Origin of the sequence: Halobaculum sp. MBLA0147 (genome assembly GCF_041361345.1) — an archaeon.
Taxonomy (GTDB): domain Archaea; phylum Halobacteriota; class Halobacteria; order Halobacteriales; family Haloferacaceae; genus JAHENP01.
This window is the reverse complement of sequence record NZ_JBGKAD010000005.1, coordinates 195,021-220,336: the sequence shown is the minus strand read 5'-3', so window position 1 is coordinate 220,336 and position 25,316 is coordinate 195,021. Positions and strand designations below refer to the sequence as shown.

The window sequence follows — 25,316 nt, the reverse complement described above, 5'->3', positions numbered from 1 at the left end:
ATGTGACCGTGCGGGGGCTATGAGTAAGCCAGTTTTTGCGTCCCAGTTAGCCTCTTTATTACCAGGCCCGTTCAACTCCGAGCGTGTCGAACCACAATCCAAGATACTATCGGAACCGTATCAACCCGAACCCGATCGCGATGGAGTAACGTTCACCTGGATGAGTGCGGCGCCACCCAGAGCCCGGAGTACGAGCTCGTGTGGCCCGCCACCCAGTCGTATTCATGCGCGAAAAGTCACACGAGGTAAGCGCTTGAATTCCGGAGGATCCGGTCAACGCATCTGTCCCGAACCACCTGCGTAGACATAGACGGAACGTACCATGACTGCCCTGGGGAACGCTAAAAACTCGTTTTACCCTATCCAAGGCGCCTTGCAACACCCTCCCGTTCGATAAAGCGATGGCAGATCAATCACTCACTGGTTCCGACACCGGACTCGTCGGGACCCGTGCTGGAAGGAGACGGTGGCTTGGACAGGCTGGTGCGTTCGCCAGACGTCACCTGCGAGTAACGATCAGAAACAAGATTGCCGTCGCGTTACTCATCGGGTATCCAGTCGCGTGGTTCGTCTCAACGCTGTGGTTGTTTCTTGATGACCCCGCAGCAGCTGCTGTCACCGCGCTTGGTGTCGGCTTCGGGTTGTTCGGGGCCTTGACCGCAACGCTCGCGGTTTTCGCCGGCGCATTCGCTCGCGACCTCCAACGCGATAGATACGCGAAGTTCCGTGCGTTGCCACACGCCCCGTCCGCAGACCTTGCCGGACGGTTTGCTGCCGGCACAGTTGTCGGATCAACGTCGTATCTCGTGACGTTGGCTGCCGCAGCCGCCGCCGGTGGGACGTTCAACGGATGGGCTTCTCCCGCGGTCTTGGGACTGGTCTCGTTGACGTTGTTGTCGTTTTGTCTGATCGCCACATCATTAGCGATCTTAATCGGGGCCGCGTTGCCAAAACCTGAGTACATGACCGTCCTGTCGATTGTGGCTGCGTTGATCGCGTTTTATTTGACCGGACAAAATGGGATGGTCCCGTGGATGATCGTCGGTGATGGGCAGTACGTTAACTGGCTGCCGAACTCGTTGGCGACACGATTGCAGGTCGTCGGGTGGGTCGAAGCCAGTGGCGAAGGGACAGATTTCCTAACGCCTCCGAAGGCTCCGAGTCTGGTTCAGCACGGCGGTATACTCATCGGTGAGATGGTGTTGCTCGCCGGTGCCGCGTTCGGCGTCGTCAGATCCGTGGCGTACGGGGGTGACTGACTATGGTTCTTCTCGAAGCGACCGGGGTGCGGAAGACGTTTGAGGGGAGACCGGTCCTTGACGGGATTGATCTCAATGTCGGTCGCGATGAGATTGTCGCGTTGCTCGGTCCCAATGGCGCTGGCAAGTCTGTACTCCTTTCGTGTTTGTCCGGTGATTCGTCTCCAGACGGCGGCCATGTCCAGGTGTTCGACCAGTACGCCCCGTCAGAGCGGCCGGTCCGACTCCAAACGAGCGTTCTACCGCAAGGACGAACTGCCGATCCAAACCTCACAGGACGTGAGAATATCGCGTTCTACAGCGACCTACATCCCCAGTGGACAGATCGGTGGCAGGAACTCGTCGAACGGTTCGACATCGCGGCGGAGTTAGATCGGCCTGTCGCCGAGTACTCCGGCGGGATGGTTCGCAAACTTGAGTTGACAATCGCGCTGGCCCCCGACGTACCATTATACCTGCTTGACGAGCCGACCGCAGAGCTTGACCTCTCAGTGATGGCGACGGTTCGAGATGTGCTCGCCGGACTGCGGGCCGACGGGCGGACGATTATTCTTGCGAGCCACGCGCCCCAGGACGCGGAACTCGCGGATAGGATCGCTTTTGTTACCCAGGGAAGTGTCGTCACCGAAGGCTCACCGGAGTCGCTGCGTGAGGCTGTCCCGCCGGTCGTCCAATCCACCGGCGACACCCCCATTGACACACTCATTCCCGAGGATCGGATCTTCGCCGACGGGTCACAACGGCGCGGGTTCCTCGACAAGATGGGGACCGACGCCGAACAGAACGTGACTACCGTTGACCCAACGTATACAGACATGTTCAATTACTACGCACATGTTATAGACTGATCTTATTATTCTGATGTCTTAACTTCTTATTTCCCTGGCTATTCAGGTGCGAATTCACCATCGCTTGCGCGTACGTCCAGCATCGCCCGCTCAAACTCGCCGGCGGCGTAGGTTCGAAAGGGTTTGAACCAAAACAACCAGATATTTGTGTTCCGTTCCTTGGGGTGGCTATGGGGCTACTCGGAGAACGACCGGAACTCACGATTGACCGTGACGAAGACCCACGACTGCTTTGTTTAGATGACGAGTACACCGAGGAAGTACTTCGACAACTCTCCTCGGAGACGAGCCAAGCGGTGTTTCGCGCGGTGAACGAGGAACCGTTGTCGGCACAAGATGTCGCGGAGGAACTGGATATGTCGGTTCAAAATGCGATGTACCATCTGGATAACCTCGAAGAAACGGGGTTAATAACGGTGCTGGACACACACTACTCCAAGCGAGGCCGAGAAGTGGACGTTTACGGACCGCCGGATCAACCGCTGTTGGTCTTTCTGGGGCCCTCACGAGACTGGCCCGGACTTACTGCCGCGTTTAAAGAATTCGTCAGTGCCGTCGGCCCGGTTGCGATTCCGTTGGCGATTGCACAACTCCTGAGCCGTCTGCTGGGTGCCGACGAGTGAGATCGTGTCGGTCAGTGATCGACGACACTCCGGAGGTAAATCTGTGTCCCAACAGCGAACCAGACGATATATAATAACACTTGCATGATGGCCCCGATCACGCTCGGCACGACAAGCACGTTTTTAGATCCGATCGTAGCCAGTGCGTTCGCGAGTAAGTCTCCACCAAACACTGTAGCGGCAAAGCCGACAACGACGATCAACAGCCGGAGCCGGTGAGTCGGGGTGAGCGACCAACTCAATCGAAGTGCCGCCACCGGGCCATAGCCGCCGCCAACACAGATCTCGGGAGCCAACCAGAACTTGAACGCCGCAAGGGCCATCACAGACCCGAACATGAGCGTCGCAGATGCACCGGTGAACACACTGTCGTCTACCAGTGTGAGTCCAGTCAGCGCCCTGACGCCGAGAGCAAGTGCGAATAGAACCGTAGCACCGACAGACGCTACGCCGATGGCGGCAAACGAAGCAGCAATGATGCCAACAAGCGTTGCACACAGTGCTGGGAGGCGACTGACACAATACTGGATCGACTCCCGAGTCGAAACCGTCTGATCGCTCACTGACGCGGTAAACAATGTCACGGCGTACGCTCGAATCCCGACCGATAGTACGCCAAAGAAGAAGATTGCCTTCGCAGGCACATCTACGACCGGCACCGGTTGACCGATGCGAGTCCATAATGGATCAAGCAGTCCAGTCACGATTAGCAATCCGAGAGCCGCGACGACAACCGACGGATGTCGTTTCGTTAAAACGGCACCCACTAACAGGTCGCCGCCGACTGACTGGCGGATCAACTGCGCATCGACCGATCGGCACCGAACACAACCACAATTGTGAGTGTCTTCTCGGCGCCTGATCGGCTCCATACCCATCGTTTCGACAGTAAGTACTTCAACTTGGCCCAACCACCAGCACGAGACTAGATGTACGCATTCAGGCGTGGTTAAGCCGACAGAACAACCGGTGTAGACGTTGTAATTCTAACATCCTAGCTGGGATTCCAGCAGAAGCTTTCAACTATTTAGTAAATTAAAATTTAATAACTACAGTATGTTAGGAACTGACCGGTCACGTACTCGTGATTCGGGGGGGAAAACGTGCAGGCCATATCAGCTCATTGATAATTGCTCGTCAGCTCTCATCGTGAACAGACCCATTGCGGGTGAAGTGCCCTATGCCAGAGATCACGCACTGTACAGCATTCCAAGGAGTCGTTCAAGCGCCTTTCGACCACGGCTGACGTACGTTCGGAAATCACGAATTGCATCGTACGATTTCACCAAATAGTACACGAGTCGTGCGATGTCAGCCAGAGGGTGGCTGTCAGATCCACTACGTCCGCCGTCAGTATAAGCAGACATCGTCGGAACGCCGCCAAGACAGGCACCGCGGTCGTTCGGCGAGATGGTCGAACAGGAATTGCCGAACACCGGTCTCACAGAGACCCTCTCGGGAGCGATGTATAGGTGGGTGCCCGACCCTGACGGGCGTGTGCTGTAGCTGGAATGGACGCTCACCGGATCCGATTTCGAGTCGTATGGCCGGGCACGCGACGCGGAACTTCGTCTGGCGTTCGACTATGCAGGTGTCACCGACGGAAGTTCACCGGAGCCGGTCAGCTGAATCTCGGGTAACTGGCGAGTGACAGAACGACGGGCCACCTATCGGCGACGGCACCGTGATCATCGCCGCGACGGCGGCCGTCCTCAATGAGTCCGTCCTCACCCAGAATGGTAACGACTTCGAGCGTCTCGGTGTCGAGGTCGAGACCGACTGATCGCGTCTGAGTCGCCTACAGCTTTTCTTGTGCAACCGTCGCGAACGCGTCTACGTCCGCTGCGGCGAGCTCGTCGTCAGCGAGAAGCAGTCGCAGTCGCGGGCGGCCTACGTCAGTCGGCACCTTCTCGGTAGTGATCAGGACAGCGTTCTCAAGTTCGGTCTTCATCCGTGAGAACGTGGCTCGCGAGGCAAGTCCGACATCCTCGCCCCAACGACTGATCGTATAGAGTTGGGCCTCGTTGCGGGCAGTCACCAACAACGCGAGTGTCACCTCGTCGATCGTCTCGTCGGTTACCTCCTCGAGTGTGTCGAGAATGGCCTCGAAGTCCTCACGGACAGCGGTCCCGACATCAGCGCCAAGGCGGTCAAGGGCACGCGTTCGCCCTGGTGTCCGGAGATTGAACGACTCCGCCTCGCTGAACTGCTCACGGGAGGTCGCACACACGTCAGCAGTCACGCTTGTATCATCCTCGGGGAGCGCTACTGGGTCAAGCCCCTCGCCAACGATGATTGCGTGCAGTGTCTCTGGTGTCGCGAGCAGCGTCGTCTCGGGTGTGCCAGTGAACACCCGCAGAGTGAGGCGATCTGTCGAGACGTGATCAGCCAAGTCCGACGCGATCAGGAAGTCGTCGCGGACAGTCTTCAACACGCTCTCCCGTGCCAGTACGTCCAGCGTGGTCGGGAGCACGTCCGTTTCGACGTTCCCAAGTGCAGCGAGCAGCGACGCTGATGGATCGACAAGGATCGCGTCCTCATCTACCTCGGTAAACAGTTGCGTGAGTAGGTCTTCCTCAGTCTCTGCATCGATATGCGTTGACATATACAGCCTTGCTAACAACTCTGGTACTTATGATTGATGTTGTGCTTGGAAATATGTTGTATGCGGTAGTATCAGCTGGTCATATTGGAGGTGTGAAAGACCACATAGGGCTAACCAACAGTGCGTCACATTGTCTGGACTGTTGGTTAGCCCTGTCAGTTTGGGACTCTGAGCATCGGTGTGACCGGGTGGATCGTCAACCTGTGATACTGACGGCGGAGGGGCCACTGACGCCTTCCGGGGCTGGAGATGTTCCACTCGAGTCACGGTGGCAGAGCGTGCGTCACCTTCTGGACCGGTGCGTACGTTCGCTTCAGCCGTTCTTCCGACCGCTTGCCGAGGTCGTGGTGGGTGGGTTTCTGGAGCAACAACTGGAGGTCCGCTCAGTAGGCGGGTCCAAGCGTGTAGGAGCGCACTCGTCGTACGATTCACTACGTGAACCTAGAGCGCAAAGCACACGTTAGGAACCGGCTCGGTTCTCAGTTGTAGCCCTGCTATCAGATCGATAGCTTAGCAGACTCAAAAAGGCCGAAGCTATCCAGTGACTCCACGAACACCGCAAGCCAAGGCGTGCAGCGGCGTTCTTGTGAGCGCAGCGAACGAGGGCTAGGGAGACGTAGTCTCGTGCGGCCACAGGATGCAGAGCGGCCGAGAGCGTTCGGATATCGTCGCTGGCGCTGTGTGTTCGGCGTCGCCACTCGGAGATCAGTTACTCGTCGAGATGGCGAAGCAATTGTGTGACATACGGACTATTCTCCCAGCTCCGATATTGACTAATCGTCGTGATCAGCGTCTGAGCCTCTTCGTGGGTTAGGTGTCCGTTTCGAGCGTAGTCGACCATGAGCCGTGGTGTTGGGATGATCCGTGGCCCTTGCAGCACGGCGTGGATGAGTGGGAAGTTCGTCCCACCGAACTCGTCAGTGAGAAACCCATCGACATTGAGCGCGTTCGCGAGGACGATCCCGTCGGTTTCGCCGTCGTCGAGCCCGAACGTCGGCCGCGAGTCTGGTGTATCCTCACACTCGTACGGGTCTGTGACCGTGTAGTAGCTGCGGGCTGTGAGGACGTTGCTTGCGGCAGCCCCATGGATATCTTGATACTGCGTGATGTCACGAAGCTCTGAAGCGACTTCCGACGGCACGAGCACGTCACACGACGTGAGCAGATACTGAAACGGGTCAGGAGCATCGGTACCGACAGTTGCATCCGCACGAGGTACAGCGAGACTGACGAGCGCACTAGTGTCGGCGACGGCCGTTCGCAGTCGCCGGCCGCTCATTGCTCGTCGTCAGGCGTTGTCTCAACCGCCGTTGCGTCACCGTCGTAAACGTTGACATCGTCAGGAGCAGCGAGATCAAGCGGCTCATCTTCAAGATCGGCTTTGAGAAGACGGAGTCGCTGAGCAGTCTCAGCGCCGACGAGTTGCTTGACCGTCTCGAATGGAAGCTGATCGTTGTAGTACTTTGTTGCGACAAGCTCTTGGAAGGTCTCGCTATCGGTGGTATCCTCGATGTACTCGCGGATCGCCTCGACGAGGAGATCCGTTCGGTCCGTGTCGAAGAGTTCCGCAATCGCATCCAGTCGGTCAACAAGATACTCTGGCGACTGAAAATGAACCCGTCGAGGGTCATCACTTGCACTCATCCTATGTGCACAGTCTACACATAGACTCATAATCGTTCCGCCGTCTGCACAGACCTTGCACATCAACGTTATTTTCTTGTCTGAAATCCCCGCAAGAGTCAGAGCCTTCGCTACTGTGCGGCCGGATCGTCAGCCACCGCTCCAACAAGCCGGTCAACCACGCCAGCCGTGTTTACGACGATCGCAATCATCCCGACCTTGGCGGTCACATCGAGGTAGGTGATGATCACCGCCGTGGTCACGATGTCGGTCAGACCGAGCGCAGCTGGACTGACCGCCCAGACGATCGGATACACGAACCACAACACACCGATCAGATTCCGCAGCTTCGCGAACAGCGCGTACTGCTCGCGCGTCCGGGCCTTTGCAGAGTCCGTCAGTGGCCCGAAGAGGTAGTATACGAGCCCGAGGTACGCGGCCGTCGACAACACAAAGCCGACCCACACGAGGATACCCGTCACCAGAAGCGCTCCAAAGCCGATCAGGATCATCAGCAGATCCGCAATGATCGCGCCGGCGACCTCCCGCTGGGACGCCCCGCCAGCATACGCGATGAAGCCGATGATCAACGGTGTCGACAGCGCCCAGTCAAGATACCGGATTGACTCGACATAGGTGCCGTTCTGAACGAAGTCACCGATACCAAGTGTCATCACGAGGTATGCAACAGCGGCGACACCGACGAGTCCCGCAAGCATTCCGTAACCACGGGCGTCGAACGGCGCGTTATCGCCGCGGCCGAACCGCCATCCGACGAGTGTTGTCACCAGTCCGAGCGTCATCAGTACCGTTCCGAGTCCGTACACCAGCGGTCGCGTTAGCGTGAGTCCAAGGATGCTCATATCTGAGTACCTCTAGTCGTCGTCTGTTGTCGCAACCTGTTGGTCTGTGAGGGCGTGTGCATCGCTCGCCCGCACAGTGTCCGCGCCGCTCACGGAGAACTGGGCGAGCGACTCTTGAAGCGTCTCCGCTTCATCGCGAAGCTGTCGCGCACGATCCGTGACGGACGCAACAGCTTCGGACTGTTGGACAGTCGCGGACGTGACACTCTCGGCTTCTTCGGCAGTCGCCTCTCCGAGCGTTCGTACCTCATCGACGGTTGCAGATGCTGTCTGTGTCGACTGTGCCTGATCCTCAGTCGCGCTGCTGATTTCCGTCACGCTTTGATCAGTCTGCTCGATGCGATCGGCGATTGTCTCGAGTTCCGAGAGCGTGTCCTCAACGGTCGCAGACGCCGCCGTCACCTCGTCTTGGGCATCAAGGACCTCTGCGACTGCCGTGTCGGTCTGTGCCTGTACAGCGTTGATCTGTGCCTCGATGTCGTCGGCAGACTGCTTCGTCTCTTCAGCGAGGTCTTTCACCTCGTCCGCAACGACAGCAAAGCCCTGTCCAGCGTCACCGGCGCCGTCATTACCGTTCGCCCGGGCAGCCTCGATCGAGGCGTTGAGTGCCAACAGGTTCGTCTCGTCCGCGATGTCCCCGATCAGGTCCGCCACTTCCCCGATTTCCTCCATATCCTCGTCAAGCTGTTCGATCGTCTCGGCTGTCTCCGAGATCACCTCAACGACGCGGTCGATCTGCTGGATCGCCTCGCCGGCTGACTCCGCGCCGGCCGCGGCCGCTGACGCTGCCTCCGACGAGGTTGCCGACACGTCGTTACTGGACGCAGCGATCTCTTCGGCCGTCGCAGACAGACTCTCGATTTCCGCGCCGAGGTCTTGGAGTTGTGCCGTTTGCTCGTCGACATCCTCTGAGATTTCCTCGATAGCTGTCGACACGTTCTCGGCGGCCTCAGACGCCTCTGCAGCCTCTGTGGTAACGCTATCGGCACTCTCCGAGACGTTCGCTGCGAACTCTTCGAGCGCTTGGATAGACTCTTCGAATTCGGTGAGGACCTCATTCACCTCCGTCCCGACATCCTGCATCACCTTCCGACGGCCCTCCGTCTCGAGTCGACGAGTCAGGTTGCCTTCACTGACATCGTCAAGAACGATTGCGTATTCGGCAGCTGTCTGTTGGAGGTCTGTCGTCAATTCCTCGGCCTCCTGTTGTGCCTCTTCAGCCTCTGCACGAGCCGTCTCCACCTCGCTGATTCGATCTTGGAGGCTAGTCCGCATCGTATCCAGCGACGCGTACAGGTCGCCAAACTCGTCTGTCCGACGGGTGGAGAGATCCACGTCCAGGTTTCCGCCAGCCATCTCTTCAGCCTGTGCGCGCAACTGGCGGAGTCGGATGACCGTAGAGGAACCCACAGTGCCGCCGACAATCGCGAGGCCTGTCAGGCCAAGCAAGATGCCGCCGAGAATCGTCGCTTGAACGTTCTGTGCGACCCCGAGTGCGGCCGCTCGCGGCTCGTGGACCATCACGGTGTACTCGACACCCGACACCCCAGCGAACGCCATGAACATCTCCTCGCGCTCGCCACTATGGCCCATCTCCATCGTCATCACGCCACCAGATTGCTCACCGGCCGCGACGGCCGGGATCGTACCGCCCATTTTCCCGTGCGTCGAGCCAACACGGTCAGTCATCGACGCACCAACGATCTCCCGTGAGGAGTCAACCAGCACGATGTTCCCGTCGGTTGCACTCCCGGTGAGCTCACTAATGAACGCCGATGGTGCCACGTACGTCACGACCGCAGCGTTTGCTCCTTGAACCGGCGCAACGAGGGCGAGTACGTCCCGCTCTGCGAAGGGAACATTCACGAGTTCTGAGTGGCCAACATCACCAGCCGACGTCGCAGCGGCAGTGTCTCGGATCGCGGGCCCAGCCTCCCCGACGCGGTCGCCAGCGCCGATAGCGGCGACAGAAGTGGGTGTATCAGCCAGTTGGACGTACTGAACAGCGACAACGCCGTCATCAAGTCCGCCAGCCTGCAACTCGCCAAGTCGGCGTTGTACTCGATCCACCTCCCCAGAAGACGCGGCCGTTGAGGCAGCAACACTCCGAGTTTGTGCCTCAACGTTGTTGAACCAGATCTCAAGGGCTTCTCCGGTCTGGCCCGCGTCCGTCTGCAGTGTGTCGGTTGCAGACTCGCGGACAGCATCAGTCGTTTCAGCAGTCGAGATAATGGCGTATCCACTCACCACGCCGATCACGAGTGCGAAGGCAAGCCCGAGCTTTAGCGCATAGCTTTGTCTGAGTGTCTGAATCACGGAGCGAACAACCATACTCTGTACAATATTACGTCAGTCTCACGGATAGGTCTGACGGAGTAGAAACACCATTGTGAAACCCTCACACCACCGTTACCGGGCAGTACGGCGATTCGAATGTCATAAAGGTAGTGTGCTTGTGAACTACAACACACAGGCGTCTGTGGTACCAGGATCACAGGTCAAAATCTCGAATACTCACAACAGGATTTTTGTCGTTGGTGTGGCTGTCGACACGACGGCAACTGTCGTGATGCGGTGCTGGTAGTCGACACCCAAGACGAACAACTGACGTGTTCACAGAGTACACGCAAGGTTGATCAAGTATGCACTGTCCACTACTCGCGTTTACACAATTTCCAAACTAATATACAATATCGAAATAACCTAGTCGACTTCCACTTCCACTTCCAGCGACCGAGCCGTGCCTCTCGGACCACTTACCGAAATTATTCAGGATCCAAGAGATTCTTCACAGAGCAGCTTGTTACTGGGAGTATGGACATCACCGACACACCGGACAACATCCCCGCGTCCGATGAAGACCCCCCTGATTTCAGCGAATGGGATGACCCTGAAGAGGTGCTGAAAGGGGGCTCGACCAGAGAACGGCTACTGGATGTGGTCCTCCAAGTCCGTGAGCCGACAAAGGTAGCCGCTATTGCTGACCGTGCTGACTGCGACACTGAGACGGCTCGTGACTATCTTGAGTGGTTCACTGAGATGGGTATTGTTCGTGAACACGCCGGGCGGCCGGTACGATACGAACGCAACGAATCATTTCTCCAGTGGCGGCGAGTTGAGTCAATCCGGCAGGAGTACACTCAGTCTGAGATAATCGAGCGACTGCAAGAGACAGTCGAGCAAGTCGCCACGTACCGGGAACAGTTCGATGCTGACTCACCAGACGAGGTGTCGCTCGCCGATAGCGACAGTGGTGAAGCCGTCGCCAGTAGGTGGGAGGCCCTTTCACAGTGGTACACCCTCGAACAGCGAGCGAAACTCCTTGATGCGGCACGACGGGACACGACATCCAGCCAGCCAACAAGCCAGGTCGATGCCTGAGAAGGACGTATCCGGGACTGGCAGAATCGATGTTGACGTACTTGATCAAATTGCCCGCAGCCTTCGTGGGAACGTTCGGTTTGAGAACATCGAAGTTCGTCCAACGTACGCTCCAAACTCAGTTCTGACTGACTTCGATACTGGGTACTTCCCCAGAGCCGTTACCCGTGCGTACCTCCGTCTCCGGTGGTATGAGACAAACGACTTCAGCATTCACTATTCCGAGCAATATCAAGACGACAATCATTGGGAGGTGCGTTGGGATCGTCATCCGAACGACCACAATACGAGAGGCCATATCCACCCACCACCAGATGCGAAAACGCCCGGCGAGAATGCGGAGTTTGCCGATGATTGGCGAGACGTACTCTCGACTGTACTATCGCGACTCACAAAGCGGATTCGATCGTTCTGGCAGTGACCAGAGAGCCACCGTAGCTAAGCATAGCTCGGGCAAATTGTTGGATCCTTCGGCACCGCAACCGATAGTGGAGTATTAGTCGCTTCCCTAGCGATATGAGCCACTAAACTGTGTTATCGTCTACTTCATTCTGACTAACCACCAGTCACTCCCGCCGAGACACACCAGCAGACAGCCCGCCATACAACGCGAGCGTTGGCCCGCCGGAAACAACGAGGTCGTCACTCGGTGTGAGCCGATAGCGACTGCAGATCAAGGCGACCGCTGTCCGAAGCACGCGATTGGCCATCCGACGGCCGAGGCAACTCCGTGGACCGGCACCGTACGGCGCGTACGCGACAGCCGGACGATCGGAGTCAGTAAGCCTCCTCTCTGCGCCGCTCTCAGCGTCGTCACGAGCGTCCAGCCACCGCTCCGGGCGGAACGTCTCGGGGTCGTCCCAGAACTCCGCATCGTGGTGATACACCCACGGCGCAACTACGGTCGGCGTACCAGTTGACACTCGATACCCGCCGAGCGATACGTCGGTCACCGGCTCTCGAAACAGGACATACTGCGGTGGGTAGAGCCGAAGACTCTCGCGGAGGACTGCATCCAGCCGTCCACACGCAGACAACGAGGCGTCCGCGACCGACTCGTCGTCGACAGTCTGGAGAAGTGCCTGCACCAGCGATGCCTGCTGATCAGGGTTCGCCGCGAGCAGCCCGAGAGTACACGAGAGAGCAGTCGCGGTCGAGTCGAATCCAGCAAAGAGGAACGCGATCAACTCGTCACGAATCGTTTTCGTTGGGACGCCCGCAGCGACGAGTGTCCCCAGAAGGCCGCCGTCGTCGCCACTGTCAGCGCTATCTGCGCGCTGCTGGTCGACGATCGCGTCAAGCCGATCGTGTAGGGTCGCAACGGCACGCTGGAACCGGCGGTTGGTCGGCGTCGGTACCCACTCCGGGAGGTACGTCGACGGAGAATCGAGTCGGAGGCGAGCGAGAATGTCCGCAGCGGCAGCATGGATCGGCGTGTCTCCGCCCGTGAGATCCAGCCCGAACAACGCCCGTGCGAGCACGGCGAGTGTTAGGTCACGCGCCGTTGCTTGGAGGTCGACTGTCCCGTCGGACGGCCAGTCAGTAAGTACTCGGTCTGTGTGTGCCGCAGTGATGTCGTCGACGGCCGCGACTCGGTCGGTCGTGAACGCCGAGGTGAGCATCTCACGCCGCTCACGCCACGCGTCACCTTCCAGCAGGACGAGACTCCCGCCCTGGAGCGTGCCGAGCCGATCACGGAGCAACGCCGCTTTCCGATAGTCGTTCGGCGCGTCGACGAGGACCTGCCGGGCGACACGCGGGTCTGTGATGATCACCACCCGTCGCCCGGCGACCGATGCAGATACAATCGGATCGTCAGTGGTGCCCCACCGATCCAGCGTCGACAGCGGAGATCGAAGAAACGGGATGGTGTGTCCGACCACTGGCCAGTAGCCTGGCGCTCGCGGCGGCTGTGACACGGTCGACCTCTCGCGTGCCAGTCAGAAGTACGTGTGGTTACGACCAAGCACAGTCGCTCACGCGAGTGTGGCCGTTACTCCAACTGGTGGTAGTCGAGCTCGTGGCCCTCGTCGAGTGCCGCTTGGACCGCTTCACTCGGCTCACCGACGGCCTCTGTTGTCGTAGTCACGCCGACATCCGCGGCGTGGTAGTGGATATTCTGACGCCATTCCGGGTCACGCTCAGGGAAGTCCGTTCGGTAATGTGCCCCACGGGACTCCTCACGGTCGAGCGCTCCACGTAGCACTGTCTCCGCAACCGTCAGTGAGAACCCAACATCGATCGCGAACTCGAACGACCGACTCCCCAGCGGGCCGACAGCCATGTCATCGGCGGCATTGCGGACAGCCTCGAGTTGCTCCAGTCCTGCACGGAGCTGGTCGCCATCTCGGAGGAGTCCCGCGTGCTCCCACATCAGTGTCTGGAGGTCTGAGAGCACCTCACGTGGCGTGTAGTCGCCACTACTGTTGGCCAGCGTCGAGAGCCCGGTGATGTGTGGCTCAACGAGCGAGTCACGCAGTGTCGACGGCACGGTCCCCGGTTCAGGATCACGAGCAGCGATTTGCTCGCCTGCGACGGCACCGAACGCGAGCGTCTCCGCGAGACTGTTACCGCCCAGACGGTTGGCGCCATGGACGCCTGCCATCGTCTCACCGATCGCGAACAGGCCATCAACATCCGTCTCACCGTGGTCGTCGACGGCAACCCCACCCATCCCGTAGTGGGCTGTCGGCGCTACCTCGACGGGCTCCTCTGAGAGGTCGACACCCAGCTCCTGGAATCGCTCGTACATCCGCGGCAGTCGTTCACGGACAAACGACCGCTCGCGGTGTGAGATATCCAGGTAGACGCCACCGTTCTCCGTGCCACGTCCCTCTCGAACCTCCTGTGCAATGGCACGTGCAACGACATCGCGAGCGTCCAACTCCATCTGATCCGGCGAGTACCGCTCCATGAACCGCTCACCCTCGGCGTTGTACAGTCGACCGCCCTCACCGCGAACGGCCTCCGTGACGAGTCGGCCACGCCACGGCTCCCACTCAGGGTCTGATTCGTCGACAGCCATCCCAGTCGGGTGGAACTGGACGAACTCCGTGTCCATCAGCGACGCGCCGGCATCGAGTGCCAGCGCCGGACCATCGCCGTTGTTCTCGTCGTCACGCGATGTATGACGGTCGTAGATTGCGGCATAGCCACCGGCCGCGAGCACCACCTGTGAGGCTTCAATTAGCGTCGGCTGTCCGGTGTCGAGATCAACCGCGACGGCGCCATACACCTCATCGCCGTCAGCGACGAGCTTCGTTACCATCAGGTTCTCACGATATGGCACCGACAGTGACTGTGCTCTGGCAACGAGTGTGTCGAGTAACGACTCACCAGTATGGTCACCGGCGAAAGCGGTTCGACGGAATGATTGCGCACCGAAGTACCGCTGATCAATCTCGCCGTCGTCTGTTCGCGAGAAGTCCATGCCCCAGTCATCTAGTTCACGGAGATGCTCGGGCATCGCTCGCGTGACCGTCTCCACTTTCCCGGGATCGTTAACGAAGTGGCCTTCCTGAAGCGTATCCGCAGCATGGATCGCCCAGTCGTCGTCTGGGTCGTGTGTCCCGAGTGCGCCGTTGATACCACCGCGAGCCCATGTCGTGTGGGCGTCGCCGTGGCCGCGTTTCCCGAGCACAAGTTGATCCGTGACACCACGCTCCGCGAGTTCAATCGCTGCTCGAGCGCCTGCCGCGCCAGCCCCGATCACGAGGACACCAACTGACTCTGTCTCGTAGTCACTCGCATCTGCTGTGTCGTCTGATGTGCTCACACGTATTGTTGGTGTCCAAGCGGGATATATTGGGGTCGCGCGTGCGCGTGCACGCACACGCGACCCCGACCAGCGAGCAAGCTGTTCAACTCACCCGGGTCGGCACCGACTACCAACGCAGCAATCCACTGTCGGCACGTGCGTTTTGTCGCTGGAGCGCTTCCTGTAGATAGTGGTCGAAACCAGAGACGGCGACGAAATTGATCTGCTTGATTCGTCCATCCGGACAGGCGGGGGTGCGATCGTCTCGACGACTCTGTACGTCCTGACGGGTGTGGTCTACGCTGCGGTGACGAGCCCCGCTGCGACTGGAACGTATTTTTTTGCAGCTATCGGGATTGCACTGCTGCTCCGCCCAGTTCGTGGACTCAGCCAGACACTCCACAAAATCGGTAGTGAACCCGGCGAAGATGCGGCAGCATATCTTGGTGTGACCGTTCTGTTCACGGTTGCGTATCTCAGTATCGGCGGGCTTGTCACCGGGCTAGCGCTTGACGCACTCACAGCGCGGACGGTCCTCGAACCTGGGCTGCTCGTCCCGGCGGCACTCCTGGCCGTGTCGACCGCTGTCTCGGTCGTCACAGACAGCCTCTTTGGCGCGGTCGGGTACCCGAGCTACCAGACCTGGTTGAATGCTGGGCAGTCTGCCCTCCGTCTTGGAGTCCTACTCGCACTGAATCCATTTGTCTCGACTGCCGGCGACATCATGCTCGTCGTCGCAGCGGCTCGTGGCGTGACGCTCCTCCCTGTGTTAATACTGCTTGGTGTCCGCCCGCGTCTGCCGACGCGTCACCACATCCGACGAGCCTGGGACTTCGCGAAGTGGAGTGTCCCAGACCAGATTCTCGATCGGTTCTCGTACAATATGCCGACGTTGGTGCTGGGCATCGTGGCAACACCGGCAGCTGTCGGTGTGTATGAAGCAGCAGATCGCTTCGCCGATCTCGGAGCGACGATCTCGTGGCGTCTTTCTGCGCCACTGTTGAGCAAAGTGAGCGGTGATGCCGCCAGTGGCGAGTCAACATTTGCGTATCTTGACGGTGCGATCACCGGTGGGACCGGGGTCACCGTCATCGTGTTCGGCTACCTCCTCGGTGCGCACAATGTGGTCGCGCAGATTGCGTTCGCAGACGTGCCTACAGTGTTTTCGACGACAGTGCTCTTAGTTGGTGGCGTGAACGTTTTGCGTGGCTTCTGGACGCTGTTGTCACACGCAATTGAGGGCGCTAACCGGCCAGATCTGAGTTTCCTAACGAAAGTAGTGGGACTCGCTATCGCCACACCGATCCCGGCGGTGTTTGGTGCAAAGTATGGAGCGGTCGCCGGTGCAGCAGGGTACGTGGTGATGAACCTCGCCATCTTCGTGGTGGTCGCATACTACAGTCGGACGACATTCGGCCGAGTACCTCGTGATACACAACTCGTGGTGCGTCTTACGCTGACTTTCGTAGCGGCCGCGCTTGCGACTGTGGCGACGACACAGTTCCTCTCTCGTGTCGGCGTTGGACTGACATCCATTGCTATCAGTGCTGCGCTCGTCTGTCTGATCGTGTTTGTCGGGGTCCTCACAGCACTCTCACCCCAGACACGCCGAACGGTACAACGTGCCTATGGGTTAGGGACGCAGTGGGTCAAAGCCACACTCGAACCGTGAGCGGTCTTGCAGTTTTCTGGTTCCGACGGCGATGTTCGAGAATTACTCGATACCAACTCTTTCGTCACTTTTCGGCGAGCGCCCGCTGGACTGCAGTCTCAACGGACGTCTGTTTGATAGGCACGACTGACTGCAGGTCTCGTTCAGGATCAACAGTGACTGGGTGGCGCATACTTTCAGCCAGTGGCCGTGCAATAGCGTACTGCACATCCGTCGTGAGCCGGAGCCAGTGTGATGAGAGCCCGGGAGACATCACCGGCACCGGCACGATAAGCACACGCTTCCCCTTCTGCTCGGCGGTGACGCGCAATAGCGACTCGTATGACCACACGTCGGGTGCGCCGATGTCGTAGATGCTACCGCGAGTCTCGTCAACATCAAGGACGCCGACGAGGTAGGCGATCGCGTCGTCGATACCGATCGGCTGACACGGCGTCCGGACCCATTTCGGGACCGTCATCACTGGCAGTCGGTCGGTCAGATCGTCAACGATCCGGAAACTCGCGCTCCCAGGCCCGACGATGATCGCTGCCCGGAGTACGGTCAGATCGAACGTACCCGCTTCAAGCACCGACTCAACCTCGCGGCGAGATGCAAGATGTGGCGACAGGTCGCGTTCATCGCCACTAATCCCGCTCAGATAGACGACCCGATCAACACCAGCGGCTGAGGCCAGTTCGCGAAATCGACGCGCATAGGTCCGATCCAGGTCAGCGAAGTTCTCCGCTGTCAGCGAGTGGATCAGGTAGTACGCAACGTCAACTCCGTCACACAGGCCGTCCAGCGTGGCCGGGTCCTCAAGATCTCCTTCGAAGATTTCGATATCCTCAGCGAATGTCGATTGGCTTACACTTCGAGAGAACGCGACGACATCGTGGCCGGCGGAGTTGAGCGTCTTAACGAGTCTTCGACCAACGAATCCAGTGGCACCGACAACGAGAATACGCATTATCACTCATATGCACCGTGGTGGGAAGGGTGTTCGGCTCACAGCGTTTCACGATATGCTGATCAAGTATTCTCACAGCCCCACAGCGTGGAAGTGATGGTAGTACCCTGATTTACCTGGCGTTTTATAATCTGTTCAGTCAATAGAATAGTTTATAAATAAAATAATATGTTCAATTAGAGATGTTTATTAAGTGCAGAAGATCGGAGGAGTGCTATCAGATATCCGCGAGCTTCTCTTCAGCGACATCCGCAAATGCCTCGATATCTGCATCAGTCAGATCGGCATCATCGAGCAACAGCCGAAGGCGTGGTCGTCCCACATCGATCGGTACCTTCTCGGTGTCGAGAAGATCAATATCCTCAATGTTGGTCTTTGTTCGCGAGAAGGTTGCTTTTGAGGCGACGCCCGTATCCTCACCCCACTTCGATATATCGTAGAGAAGTGCTTGGTTCCGGGCGGCGACCAGAATCGCGAGTGACACCACATCAACGGTATCGTCGCTCACCTCAGTCACACTCTCAAGGATTGCCTCAAAGTCCTCTTTCGTCCCTGTTCCAACGTCCGTCTCCAACCGATCCAGTGCACGAGCTCGCCCTGGCATCCGAAGGTCAAACTGCTCTGCACTCTCGAATAGGTCGTTGTACGCGCCGAAGACATCCCCAATGACGGACGCATCGTCAGCAGGAATTGCAACCGGCTCCAGTGCGGCGTTGTTGACTATCGTATAGAGTGTGTCTGCAGTCACAACGAGTGGTGTTTCACCAGCGCCAGCCAGCACTCGCAAGCTGAGCCGGTCCGCTTCAACATGGTCCGCAAGGCTTGATGCGGTGAGGAAGTCATCTCGTGCATCCTTGAGCGGCTCCTCTTGAACAAGTGCATGAACCGTCTCCGGTAACACGTCGGTATCGAGACTTGCAAGTCCGTCTAACAGAGCAGGTGACGGGTCAACGAGGAGTGTTTCACCCTCTAGCTCTGTGAAGAGGTTTGTAAGTAGGTCCGTCGGCGTCTCAGCGGTCACATGTTCCGACATGATACCTCTGACTTGTTGGGTGGTGTATTTAGCATTATCGTTGCAGCTTTGCTGGTGTAAGCCACTACTGTCCATACATCTACGCTCTGAGAACACAGGCATGCTATCTATGATCCTAACTCAACAGCAACAGCTATCTAGTTGAATCCTCAGTTCGGTATCACCCGCCTGGTTACAAAGTCACCGTTTCGTGAACCGGGCGTGTACTGGATCCGCTGGTTGAGTCGTCATTTTTGGTGATACGACAAGATCATCCGGTGCGGTGACGCGATACTGGTTGCAAAGCGTCGCGAGCGTCGCTTTTGCCTCTAGTTGCGCAAAGTGGCGGCCAATACAGATTCGTGGCCCGCCACCGAACGGGATAAACGCATATCCGCGATCCCGTGGATCAGTATCGGCCCACCGGCTTGGATCGAACTGAAGCGGCTTGTCCCAGAAGCGTGGATCACGATGCAGACTCCACACACTACACAAGACCGGAATCTCTGCCGGCAGTGTGTAATCTCCGACATCAACCCGTTCAGTCGTCATGCGAGGAATCGCATGAATCGGTGGGTGAACTACAACGGGCGCGGTGGCCCGTGGTTTCCCGTGGATTAGTCTAACACACCCGCGACACCATCGGCTTGGTGGCCTGTAGCGGTGTCGTGGGTCACGGTCGGCTGGTTCACACAGCCCGATGCCTGCCGTCGCATCTTCCGCACGTTGGGAAGCGTCTTGAGAGCAGGCACATCTCGATTCAGTTTTTCCAAGCCTTTCTTGGCGACGTTGATGGCCGCATTCCGGTCGGCGTGGTCTTGTCGCCCACACTTCACGCACTTGAATCGCTTCTTGTTCCGGTTTGCACGAGTTGTATGCTTACACTCGGTGAGCGAACACGACTGACTCGTATATTCAGGGTTGATTTCGTCGGACGGGATACCTTGGAATGCAGCTTTGTACGTGATGAACTCCCGAAGTTTACGGAACGGGAGCGAGTGAAGGCGACGGTTCATCCGGGTGCCATAGTCGATACTCTCCCGCATCTCTTTGAGGTCTTCAAAGACGATGACAGGCTTCTCGAACCGTGACACCCACTCCACGACTTGCCGAGAGACTTTGTGGAGTTGGTCGTGGACGAATCGTTCTTCTTGGTGCCCGAACGCTCGGTCAAACGATGACTTCCCGTTGTTCTGCATCCGTTTCCGCATCGTGAAGTACCGATGCCGTTTTTCCTTTATTTCTGGGTAGTCGATGACCACCGAGTCAACGATGTCGTCTTCGTGAAGTACAGCGAGTGCAACGCAGTCTTCGTTGATGTCCACCCCAACAACTGTGCGTGAGTCCTGTTTGTCTCGAACTTCAGCCTCGGTGTGAGTGATGTTAATGTGGAGTTCGTAGTTGCCGTTCCGTTTCATCGCTTCCGCCGTCCCAACTCGCCACGTCTCGGACTCGATGGACGTTCGGAGTTGTTCGAGGGCGGCTACCGACCCCTGAAGCGTGCCCTTCACTGGGTTGTACGGTTTCGCGCTGATGCGGTAGCGGATTGAGTCGTCTTCGAGGAACAGGTTGTAGCCTTCCTCGTAGTTTGAGCGAAGCGGATACGCGCCGTCTTTGGTGTGGCTGGGTTGGTTGTAGTCGTCGTACTCATAGTAGTTCTCCATCGCTTCAAGCGATTTCTTCACGACGAGTTGCGCGGTATTGTTTACGAGGTCGGCGTCGGATTCCAAGTCTTGCCGAATCTCGTCCCAGTTGTCACCGTTCTTCGCCCGGCGAATGGTTTTGTTGTACACCACACGGGATTCGAGGAAGGCGTCGTCCAGAAGTTGCTGACCAGACTCGTCGGGGGCAAGTTGGAAGACGAGTGTTTTGGTCAGCGACTTCTTCATAAGTAAATTATGGTACTGCGGTCCTGTAAAGGTATTGACTGCGGTTAGTAGGTTGGCGAAGTGTCGGGCTTCACCCCCGACCACGGTGAGTCGGGGTACTCGCCCTTGTTCTTCTAGTATAGAGTCGAAAAGTCTCGTTGAGAACCTGATCCAGGTACTCGAGCTGTCGGAGATCAGCAGGTGTTGGTTGCCCGTCAATTACGGCGTCGAGTTCAGCGTACACCCGCTCTGCAACAGTCGGATGTGAGCCGATCTGATGAAGCGCATACGCCATAGTGAGCGCGGTTGTCTCGTGGCCGGCAAACACCATCCCGACAACTTGATCGAGCACCTCCGACTCGGTGAATTCTGAGTCTGGCGCATCACGCAGTGCTGCGAGTCGGGCAAGCAGACTCTCGTCGGCATCTTTTGTCTCCCCATCGGACAGCAAGGTCTGTGCGATGCTGCGGAACTCTGCGGACCCACGCTGAAACCGTCGCCGTGCCGGGGTTGGGAGCCATTCAGGAAGAGCCCACGAGGATGGCTTGAACCAGAGGTTGAGTGTGTTTGCTGTCTCGACGAGTTCAGTGAGTTGTGGCTCGGACACTGAATGACCGAGAACCACCTCAAAGAGATTCTCAAGTGCGATTGCCTGCATCAGCTGATCGATTTGGATGTGTTCCTCATTCCCCCAGTCGGCGATCCGCGCAGCAGCGACACTCGTCATCGTCTCTGCATGCTCGGCGATTCGAGCCGGCGAGAAGAATTCCTCCATCGCGTGACGCTGACGCTGCCACTGGTCACCATGGACTGAGAGTAGTGCGTCTCCAAAGGCGATTTTGAAATCATCCAGCTTGACAAACGTATCTCGATCCAACAGCGCGGTTTCGACATACTCTGGGTGGGCCAAAATATACACATCCTTCCCGAGCAGCTGCATGCGAAATACATCGCCAGTGTCCGCGACAGACTCGCGGACGAACCCCAACGGATCACGAACGAAGTCAATCGTATTTCCAAGAAGCGGTAGTCCACGTGGTGTCGGCGGTCGTTGATTCGTCTGTGACATTTACCAATCAACTAGCGGCCTACTCACAAATATATTGGTTCCGTGGCACAGCTTCGTTGCCGGGTCACGACACACACAGTGGCTAAGTGACTCACTCAATGCCGGTCCTCCATGGAAAAGTCAGTGTGCAGGTCTGTGCTGATACCGTATATGCTCACCTCGACCAGTCGGATATACTCCGACGTGTTCACCGGCGATACGAGGCAGATGCCCCGACCCTTGAGGTCGGGGAGGAAGCCAACACTCGATGACACAACCCACGCATAACATAGCGTATTAAACAGTACCTAAGTGTACTGAATGAAGAATCGCAGGCTAAAACATCAGGCATAGTCTAATGTTGGCTGTTACAGTCAACAATATTACAATACATAGATGTCTCGCTATTCCCTTGGTGTATTGAATGCCAGAAACGGTTGACGGTCAAAGCATCTGTGAATCATACTCACAATACAAAGAGGATGAGTTCCAGTCTAATATTCCAGTTGGAATCTCTCCGAACTTGAGCGACACAGACAGAAGTAGTGATGAACAGCCACAGCGTCCCTACGGCCACATTGATCTGTATCAATCTCAGCCAGAATCTGAGGCTCTGATAGCTTGTAGTGAGCGTCTAAACTATTCGTTGTTTGGACAACTGTACACGTCTGCACGTCTGTTTGACCACGACCGAGAGTTTCTCCGACAACAATTCGAAGCAGGTAGCGACCTGGCAGCAGACGGTACTACTATTGATTCGGTTCACCGGTCAAGCGTGGATCAGCGACAGATCAAAAAACCGGTTGAAGACTTCAACCTGCGTGTTGCGGTGACGGCACTGCACGATGAAGCAGGACCACTCGTCCGCGCATCTGAATATCTAGATGTGACTGTTGAGCTCCTTGACGACAAGTGGAACGAAGTCACATCTGACCAGCCAGCTTGGACCCTCAACTCTGCCCCTGACCACGCAGTGGATCCTACCGAACGGGACTTGACAACGTCCATAGCGAATCGATCACAGGTGCTCCAGTCAGATGAGAAGCGATCAATGTTGCTCGGACTTTCACTCGATCACAGTCAAACCTCTATTTATCCCAGCGTGAGGGTTTCTCGTGACAGCATGGGAGGTTCATCCACTACCCCCATCCGAGCTGATGCAGTTGCAGTCGCCAGTGATGCGTCTGAGGTGTATGTGATAGAATTCCGAAAGCACGGTACCTCTCCTGACGCAGCATACGCTCATGGGGTTGGGCACGCTCTCGCAAAAGCCGGGCTGTTTGAGCTTGAGTTCGGTGTCTCAGCCACTCCTATCGTCGTCTTCGACTCAGTACCACGGATTGGCCAGTACTTACAGCAGGGGTTACCTGCCGCAATCGAATGGGATTCTCTCTGGCCAGCAGTGATCAGCGTCAACAGACGGGGTAATAGTTTCATTAGTACCGTAAGACGGTCTTTCGAGAACTAACACGCCCCTGTCATAATATAAGGTAGTCCGAGAATCTGACGAGTACATAATATTGATACCAACCCAATTGACATATACGGTTCGTGAGGATCACGTGGAATACAGATGAGTTTCAGGTTCACGATGCAGCGAAGAGGGTCCTACAGGTTATCACAGATGGATGGAGCGACTGTACCGATCCACCGTCGGTTGCAGCAGCACTTGCGAACCTGACAACTGGACCGTCGGATCCGACACTGACAATTTCTGGAACCACGAGCGGCTTGACAGTCCCTACTGTTCGCCTCACCGCAATTCCACTCGATGGGGGAAGTCGGACGGAATTCAACTATGATGGATTTATCGAGTTGGACTCATCGGCGTACGTGATCCGAGTCGATGCGAACATCCGGATGTTCATTCGCGTCGACGGCCCCGTCCGATTCCACGATACAGAGCCAGACCAGACGCGAATTGAGTTTGGGCGTGAGCGACCGATCGAGCTCGCGTTTGAGAGCCGGATCGATGACGGTGATGAGAGTATTCAGCTTGAAAAGACACCTGCGGCAGTTGCGAGGGGACTCACCACACTGGCTGCCGGGGCTGAAACAACGACACCTGACCGGACGTGGCCCACGATGCGGACTGCCCCTCCGCAGATCACGTTCGGTGCGGAGACGCGAATTCCGTCGGCCGTTGCTGATGAGACACCAGAGACAGGCATCGAGTTGACGGTCCCACCGGATCTTGCGTACCTACTCCCGAGTGCATCGCTTGTGTACTATCTCGGTGCCGACGTGCACACACAGACAGGTTGTGATCCCCACCTCACGGTTGCAGATCGGCGCGTTCAGCTCGGGACTGGACAGGCGTACGAGACAGCGATTGCGAAGCTGCTCAAGCGGGTGTTCTATCTCGATTGTGTGGCACGGACCGCAGGCCCACACGAAGACCACTTATCCGTTCTCACGGAGGTAGACGTACTCAACCTTGATATTGAGCAGCTATACGAGGCACCGCTTGCGACACGCGTCAAACAGTATCTCGACAGCCAGTTCGAATCGGTTGCAGATGTTTTTCCACCGTGGCATCTGACGATGCACTTACCGGCAGACTACCAGACGCTGGAAACCATTCCCCACTTCGTCGCGAACGTGCCATTTTTTGTCACACCGCGATCGACGACCCTGACGGAAGCAGCCTGGCTCGAACGTGCGTCGGCGCCAGAGTACCCCACACAGTCAACAGTCTGGCGCCCAGAGTCAGGATTTGAACCGCGATCTACAGGGCCCGAGTCGTCATTGACGCCAGAGCAGTCGCCGACCCCGTCCGATGTAACGACGGAGGCTGACGTGCAGCTGAGACAGACGAGCAGTGACATCTCGACGGTCGATCTTGTCGAGCCCGAGTATGAGAGCGGACGGACACACGGATGGCTTGGTGATGGTGTTCCGCTTGGCGCATTCACAGCACTGCCTGAAGCGTATCGAAATCGCAGCAAGTACATCGAAGAACCGGATGCAGAACTGGCAGTCACTGTCGTTGCAAACACAACACCGCCAGATGACGCCGGTAGAGGGAGTGGTGTATTCGAGCGTGAAACGACTGCGATCACCAGTCAGTACGAATCCGAAGCTGCCGGGTTGGACGTGAACCTGACGCTCAAACAGAGCCTTTCTGTGTCAGAGCTCGCCCGCACGTTCAAGACCAAGACCGATTTGGTGCACTTCATCGGACACCACAGTGACGACGGTCTCGTCTGTCGTGACGGCGCGTTTCGTGGCGACTCGATCAGTACGTCGAATGCCCAGACGTTCGTCTTGAACGCCTGTGGGTCGTTTCCGGTCGGCCGAACACTCGTCGAACGAGGGAGTGTCGGCGGTGTGGTCACATTTCGTGATATCCTCAACGAGGATGCCGTCCGGGTTGGAGCCGCATTTGCGCACCTAATCATGAACGGCTTCTGTATCCAGCGGGCGTTAGCATACGCTCGCGGCCAGGCAATGATGCCGAAGGACTACGCTGTCGTCGGTGATGGGACACACGTCCTGACACAGAACAACTCGATCGTCCCCATTGGGATATTTCTCTCAGAGAACGGTGATGGAACGGTCACGATGACGGTCGAGCAGAGCGCACCGTGGATCTGCGGCGGAAATATCTATGATCCCAACGAAACCCGTGACGATCTCTCGCACTTGTTCGGGACCACACGCGAGTACACGCTCGATACCGCCGCACTCCCAGAGTATATGGACGGGCACCACGGTCCAGTGATATACGAGGGGACCCTTCATTGGGCAGAAGGCATCATCGCTCACTTCAGCGACGACTGACAGGGTGTTACACCACGATATTGGA

The 25,316-nt window shown here is 57.5% G+C and carries 21 protein-coding genes; 8 read left to right on the top strand and 13 right to left on the bottom strand.

What is annotated here, in order from left to right; all coding sequences use genetic code 11:
* Positions 1–401: 401 nt before the first annotated feature.
* From RYH80_RS19815 to RYH80_RS19805, 3 genes are all read left to right on the top strand, one after another.
* Positions 402–1,259 (top strand): ABC transporter permease, encoded by an 858-nt coding sequence (locus RYH80_RS19815; protein WP_370905852.1) that lies wholly within the window; start codon positions 402–404, stop codon positions 1,257–1,259.
* A gap of 2 nt (positions 1,260–1,261) precedes the next feature.
* The gene (locus RYH80_RS19810; RefSeq protein WP_370905851.1) at positions 1,262–2,107 is read left to right on the top strand and encodes an ABC transporter ATP-binding protein; all 846 of its coding nucleotides are present in this window, start codon (positions 1,262–1,264) and stop codon (positions 2,105–2,107) included.
* A gap of 170 nt (positions 2,108–2,277) precedes the next feature.
* Positions 2,278–2,730, top strand: coding sequence for an ArsR/SmtB family transcription factor (locus RYH80_RS19805; protein WP_370905850.1), 453 nt, complete (start codon positions 2,278–2,280; stop codon positions 2,728–2,730).
* 11 nt (positions 2,731–2,741) lie between these two features.
* Here the strand turns inward: RYH80_RS19805 and RYH80_RS19800 are convergent, their stop codons facing one another.
* From RYH80_RS19800 to RYH80_RS19775, 6 genes are all read right to left on the bottom strand, one after another.
* Positions 2,742–3,602 carry a hypothetical protein gene (locus RYH80_RS19800; RefSeq protein WP_370905849.1) on the bottom strand — a complete coding sequence of 287 codons (861 nt, stop codon included), beginning with the start codon at positions 3,600–3,602 and terminating at the stop codon, positions 2,742–2,744.
* 926 nt (positions 3,603–4,528) lie between these two features.
* Positions 4,529–5,335 carry a transcriptional regulator TbsP domain-containing protein gene (locus RYH80_RS19795; protein WP_370905848.1) on the bottom strand — a complete coding sequence of 269 codons (807 nt, stop codon included), beginning with the start codon at positions 5,333–5,335 and terminating at the stop codon, positions 4,529–4,531.
* A 709-nt stretch (positions 5,336–6,044) separates the two neighbouring features.
* Positions 6,045–6,614: a hypothetical protein gene (locus RYH80_RS19790; protein ID WP_370905847.1), complete on the bottom strand. Its 570-nt coding sequence runs from the start codon at positions 6,612–6,614 to the stop codon at positions 6,045–6,047.
* Complete coding sequence (locus RYH80_RS19785) at positions 6,611–6,979, bottom strand: hypothetical protein (RefSeq protein ID WP_370905846.1); 369 nt, start codon at positions 6,977–6,979, stop codon at positions 6,611–6,613. The genes RYH80_RS19790 and RYH80_RS19785 overlap by 4 nt, the downstream gene beginning before the upstream one ends.
* Positions 6,980–7,089: 110 nt before the next feature.
* Positions 7,090–7,821, bottom strand: coding sequence for a bacteriorhodopsin (locus RYH80_RS19780; protein ID WP_370905845.1), 732 nt, complete (start codon positions 7,819–7,821; stop codon positions 7,090–7,092).
* Between the two features lie 12 nt (positions 7,822–7,833).
* Positions 7,834–10,137, bottom strand: coding sequence for a methyl-accepting chemotaxis protein (locus tag RYH80_RS19775; protein WP_370905844.1), 2,304 nt, complete (start codon positions 10,135–10,137; stop codon positions 7,834–7,836).
* A 498-nt stretch (positions 10,138–10,635) separates the two neighbouring features.
* Between RYH80_RS19775 and RYH80_RS19770 the strand changes: the two genes are divergently transcribed.
* Together RYH80_RS19770 and RYH80_RS20190 are read left to right on the top strand one after the other, a co-directional pair.
* The gene (locus tag RYH80_RS19770) at positions 10,636–11,202 is read left to right on the top strand and encodes a DUF7342 family protein (RefSeq protein ID WP_370905843.1); all 567 of its coding nucleotides are present in this window, start codon (positions 10,636–10,638) and stop codon (positions 11,200–11,202) included.
* Positions 11,147–11,623 (top strand): toxin-antitoxin system TumE family protein, encoded by a 477-nt coding sequence (locus tag RYH80_RS20190; RefSeq protein WP_489753341.1) that lies wholly within the window; start codon positions 11,147–11,149, stop codon positions 11,621–11,623. The genes RYH80_RS19770 and RYH80_RS20190 overlap by 56 nt, the downstream gene beginning before the upstream one ends.
* A 145-nt stretch (positions 11,624–11,768) precedes the next feature.
* Here the strand turns inward: RYH80_RS20190 and RYH80_RS19765 are convergent, their stop codons facing one another.
* Both RYH80_RS19765 and RYH80_RS19760 read right to left on the bottom strand, forming a co-directional pair.
* Positions 11,769–13,121 (bottom strand): cytochrome P450, encoded by a 1,353-nt coding sequence (locus RYH80_RS19765; RefSeq protein WP_370905842.1) that lies wholly within the window; start codon positions 13,119–13,121, stop codon positions 11,769–11,771.
* A 74-nt stretch (positions 13,122–13,195) separates the two neighbouring features.
* Complete coding sequence (locus tag RYH80_RS19760) at positions 13,196–14,977, bottom strand: L-aspartate oxidase (RefSeq protein ID WP_370905841.1); 1,782 nt, start codon at positions 14,975–14,977, stop codon at positions 13,196–13,198.
* Positions 14,978–15,149: 172 nt separating this feature from the next.
* Here RYH80_RS19760 and RYH80_RS19755 point away from each other — a divergent pair, with 172 nt between their 5' ends.
* Positions 15,150–16,631: a lipopolysaccharide biosynthesis protein gene (locus RYH80_RS19755; protein ID WP_370905840.1), complete on the top strand. Its 1,482-nt coding sequence runs from the start codon at positions 15,150–15,152 to the stop codon at positions 16,629–16,631.
* Between the two features lie 64 nt (positions 16,632–16,695).
* Here RYH80_RS19755 and RYH80_RS19750 read toward each other — a convergent pair whose 3' ends face one another.
* The 5 genes from RYH80_RS19750 to RYH80_RS19730 all read right to left on the bottom strand — a co-directional run bounded on the left by RYH80_RS19750 (position 16,696) and on the right by RYH80_RS19730 (position 21,529).
* Positions 16,696–17,580, bottom strand: coding sequence for an NAD(P)H-binding protein (locus tag RYH80_RS19750; RefSeq protein ID WP_370905839.1), 885 nt, complete (start codon positions 17,578–17,580; stop codon positions 16,696–16,698).
* Between the two features lie 217 nt (positions 17,581–17,797).
* Positions 17,798–18,601, bottom strand: a complete 804-nt coding sequence (locus tag RYH80_RS19745; RefSeq protein ID WP_370905838.1) for a transcriptional regulator TbsP domain-containing protein — start codon at positions 18,599–18,601, stop codon at positions 17,798–17,800.
* A gap of 192 nt (positions 18,602–18,793) precedes the next feature.
* The gene (locus RYH80_RS19740) at positions 18,794–19,162 is read right to left on the bottom strand and encodes a cytochrome P450 (RefSeq protein WP_370905864.1); all 369 of its coding nucleotides are present in this window, start codon (positions 19,160–19,162) and stop codon (positions 18,794–18,796) included.
* Between the two features lie 47 nt (positions 19,163–19,209).
* The gene (locus tag RYH80_RS19735; protein ID WP_370905837.1) at positions 19,210–20,481 is read right to left on the bottom strand and encodes an RNA-guided endonuclease InsQ/TnpB family protein; all 1,272 of its coding nucleotides are present in this window, start codon (positions 20,479–20,481) and stop codon (positions 19,210–19,212) included.
* A gap of 70 nt (positions 20,482–20,551) precedes the next feature.
* Positions 20,552–21,529, bottom strand: a complete 978-nt coding sequence (locus RYH80_RS19730) for a cytochrome P450 (RefSeq protein ID WP_370905835.1) — start codon at positions 21,527–21,529, stop codon at positions 20,552–20,554.
* 403 nt (positions 21,530–21,932) lie between these two features.
* Here RYH80_RS19730 and RYH80_RS19725 point away from each other — a divergent pair, with 403 nt between their 5' ends.
* The gene (locus tag RYH80_RS19725) at positions 21,933–22,976 is read left to right on the top strand and encodes a hypothetical protein (RefSeq protein ID WP_370905834.1); all 1,044 of its coding nucleotides are present in this window, start codon (positions 21,933–21,935) and stop codon (positions 22,974–22,976) included.
* Positions 22,977–23,059: 83 nt separating this feature from the next.
* Positions 23,060–25,291 (top strand): hypothetical protein, encoded by a 2,232-nt coding sequence (locus RYH80_RS19720; RefSeq protein WP_370905832.1) that lies wholly within the window; start codon positions 23,060–23,062, stop codon positions 25,289–25,291.
* Positions 25,292–25,316: the final 25 nt, after the last annotated feature.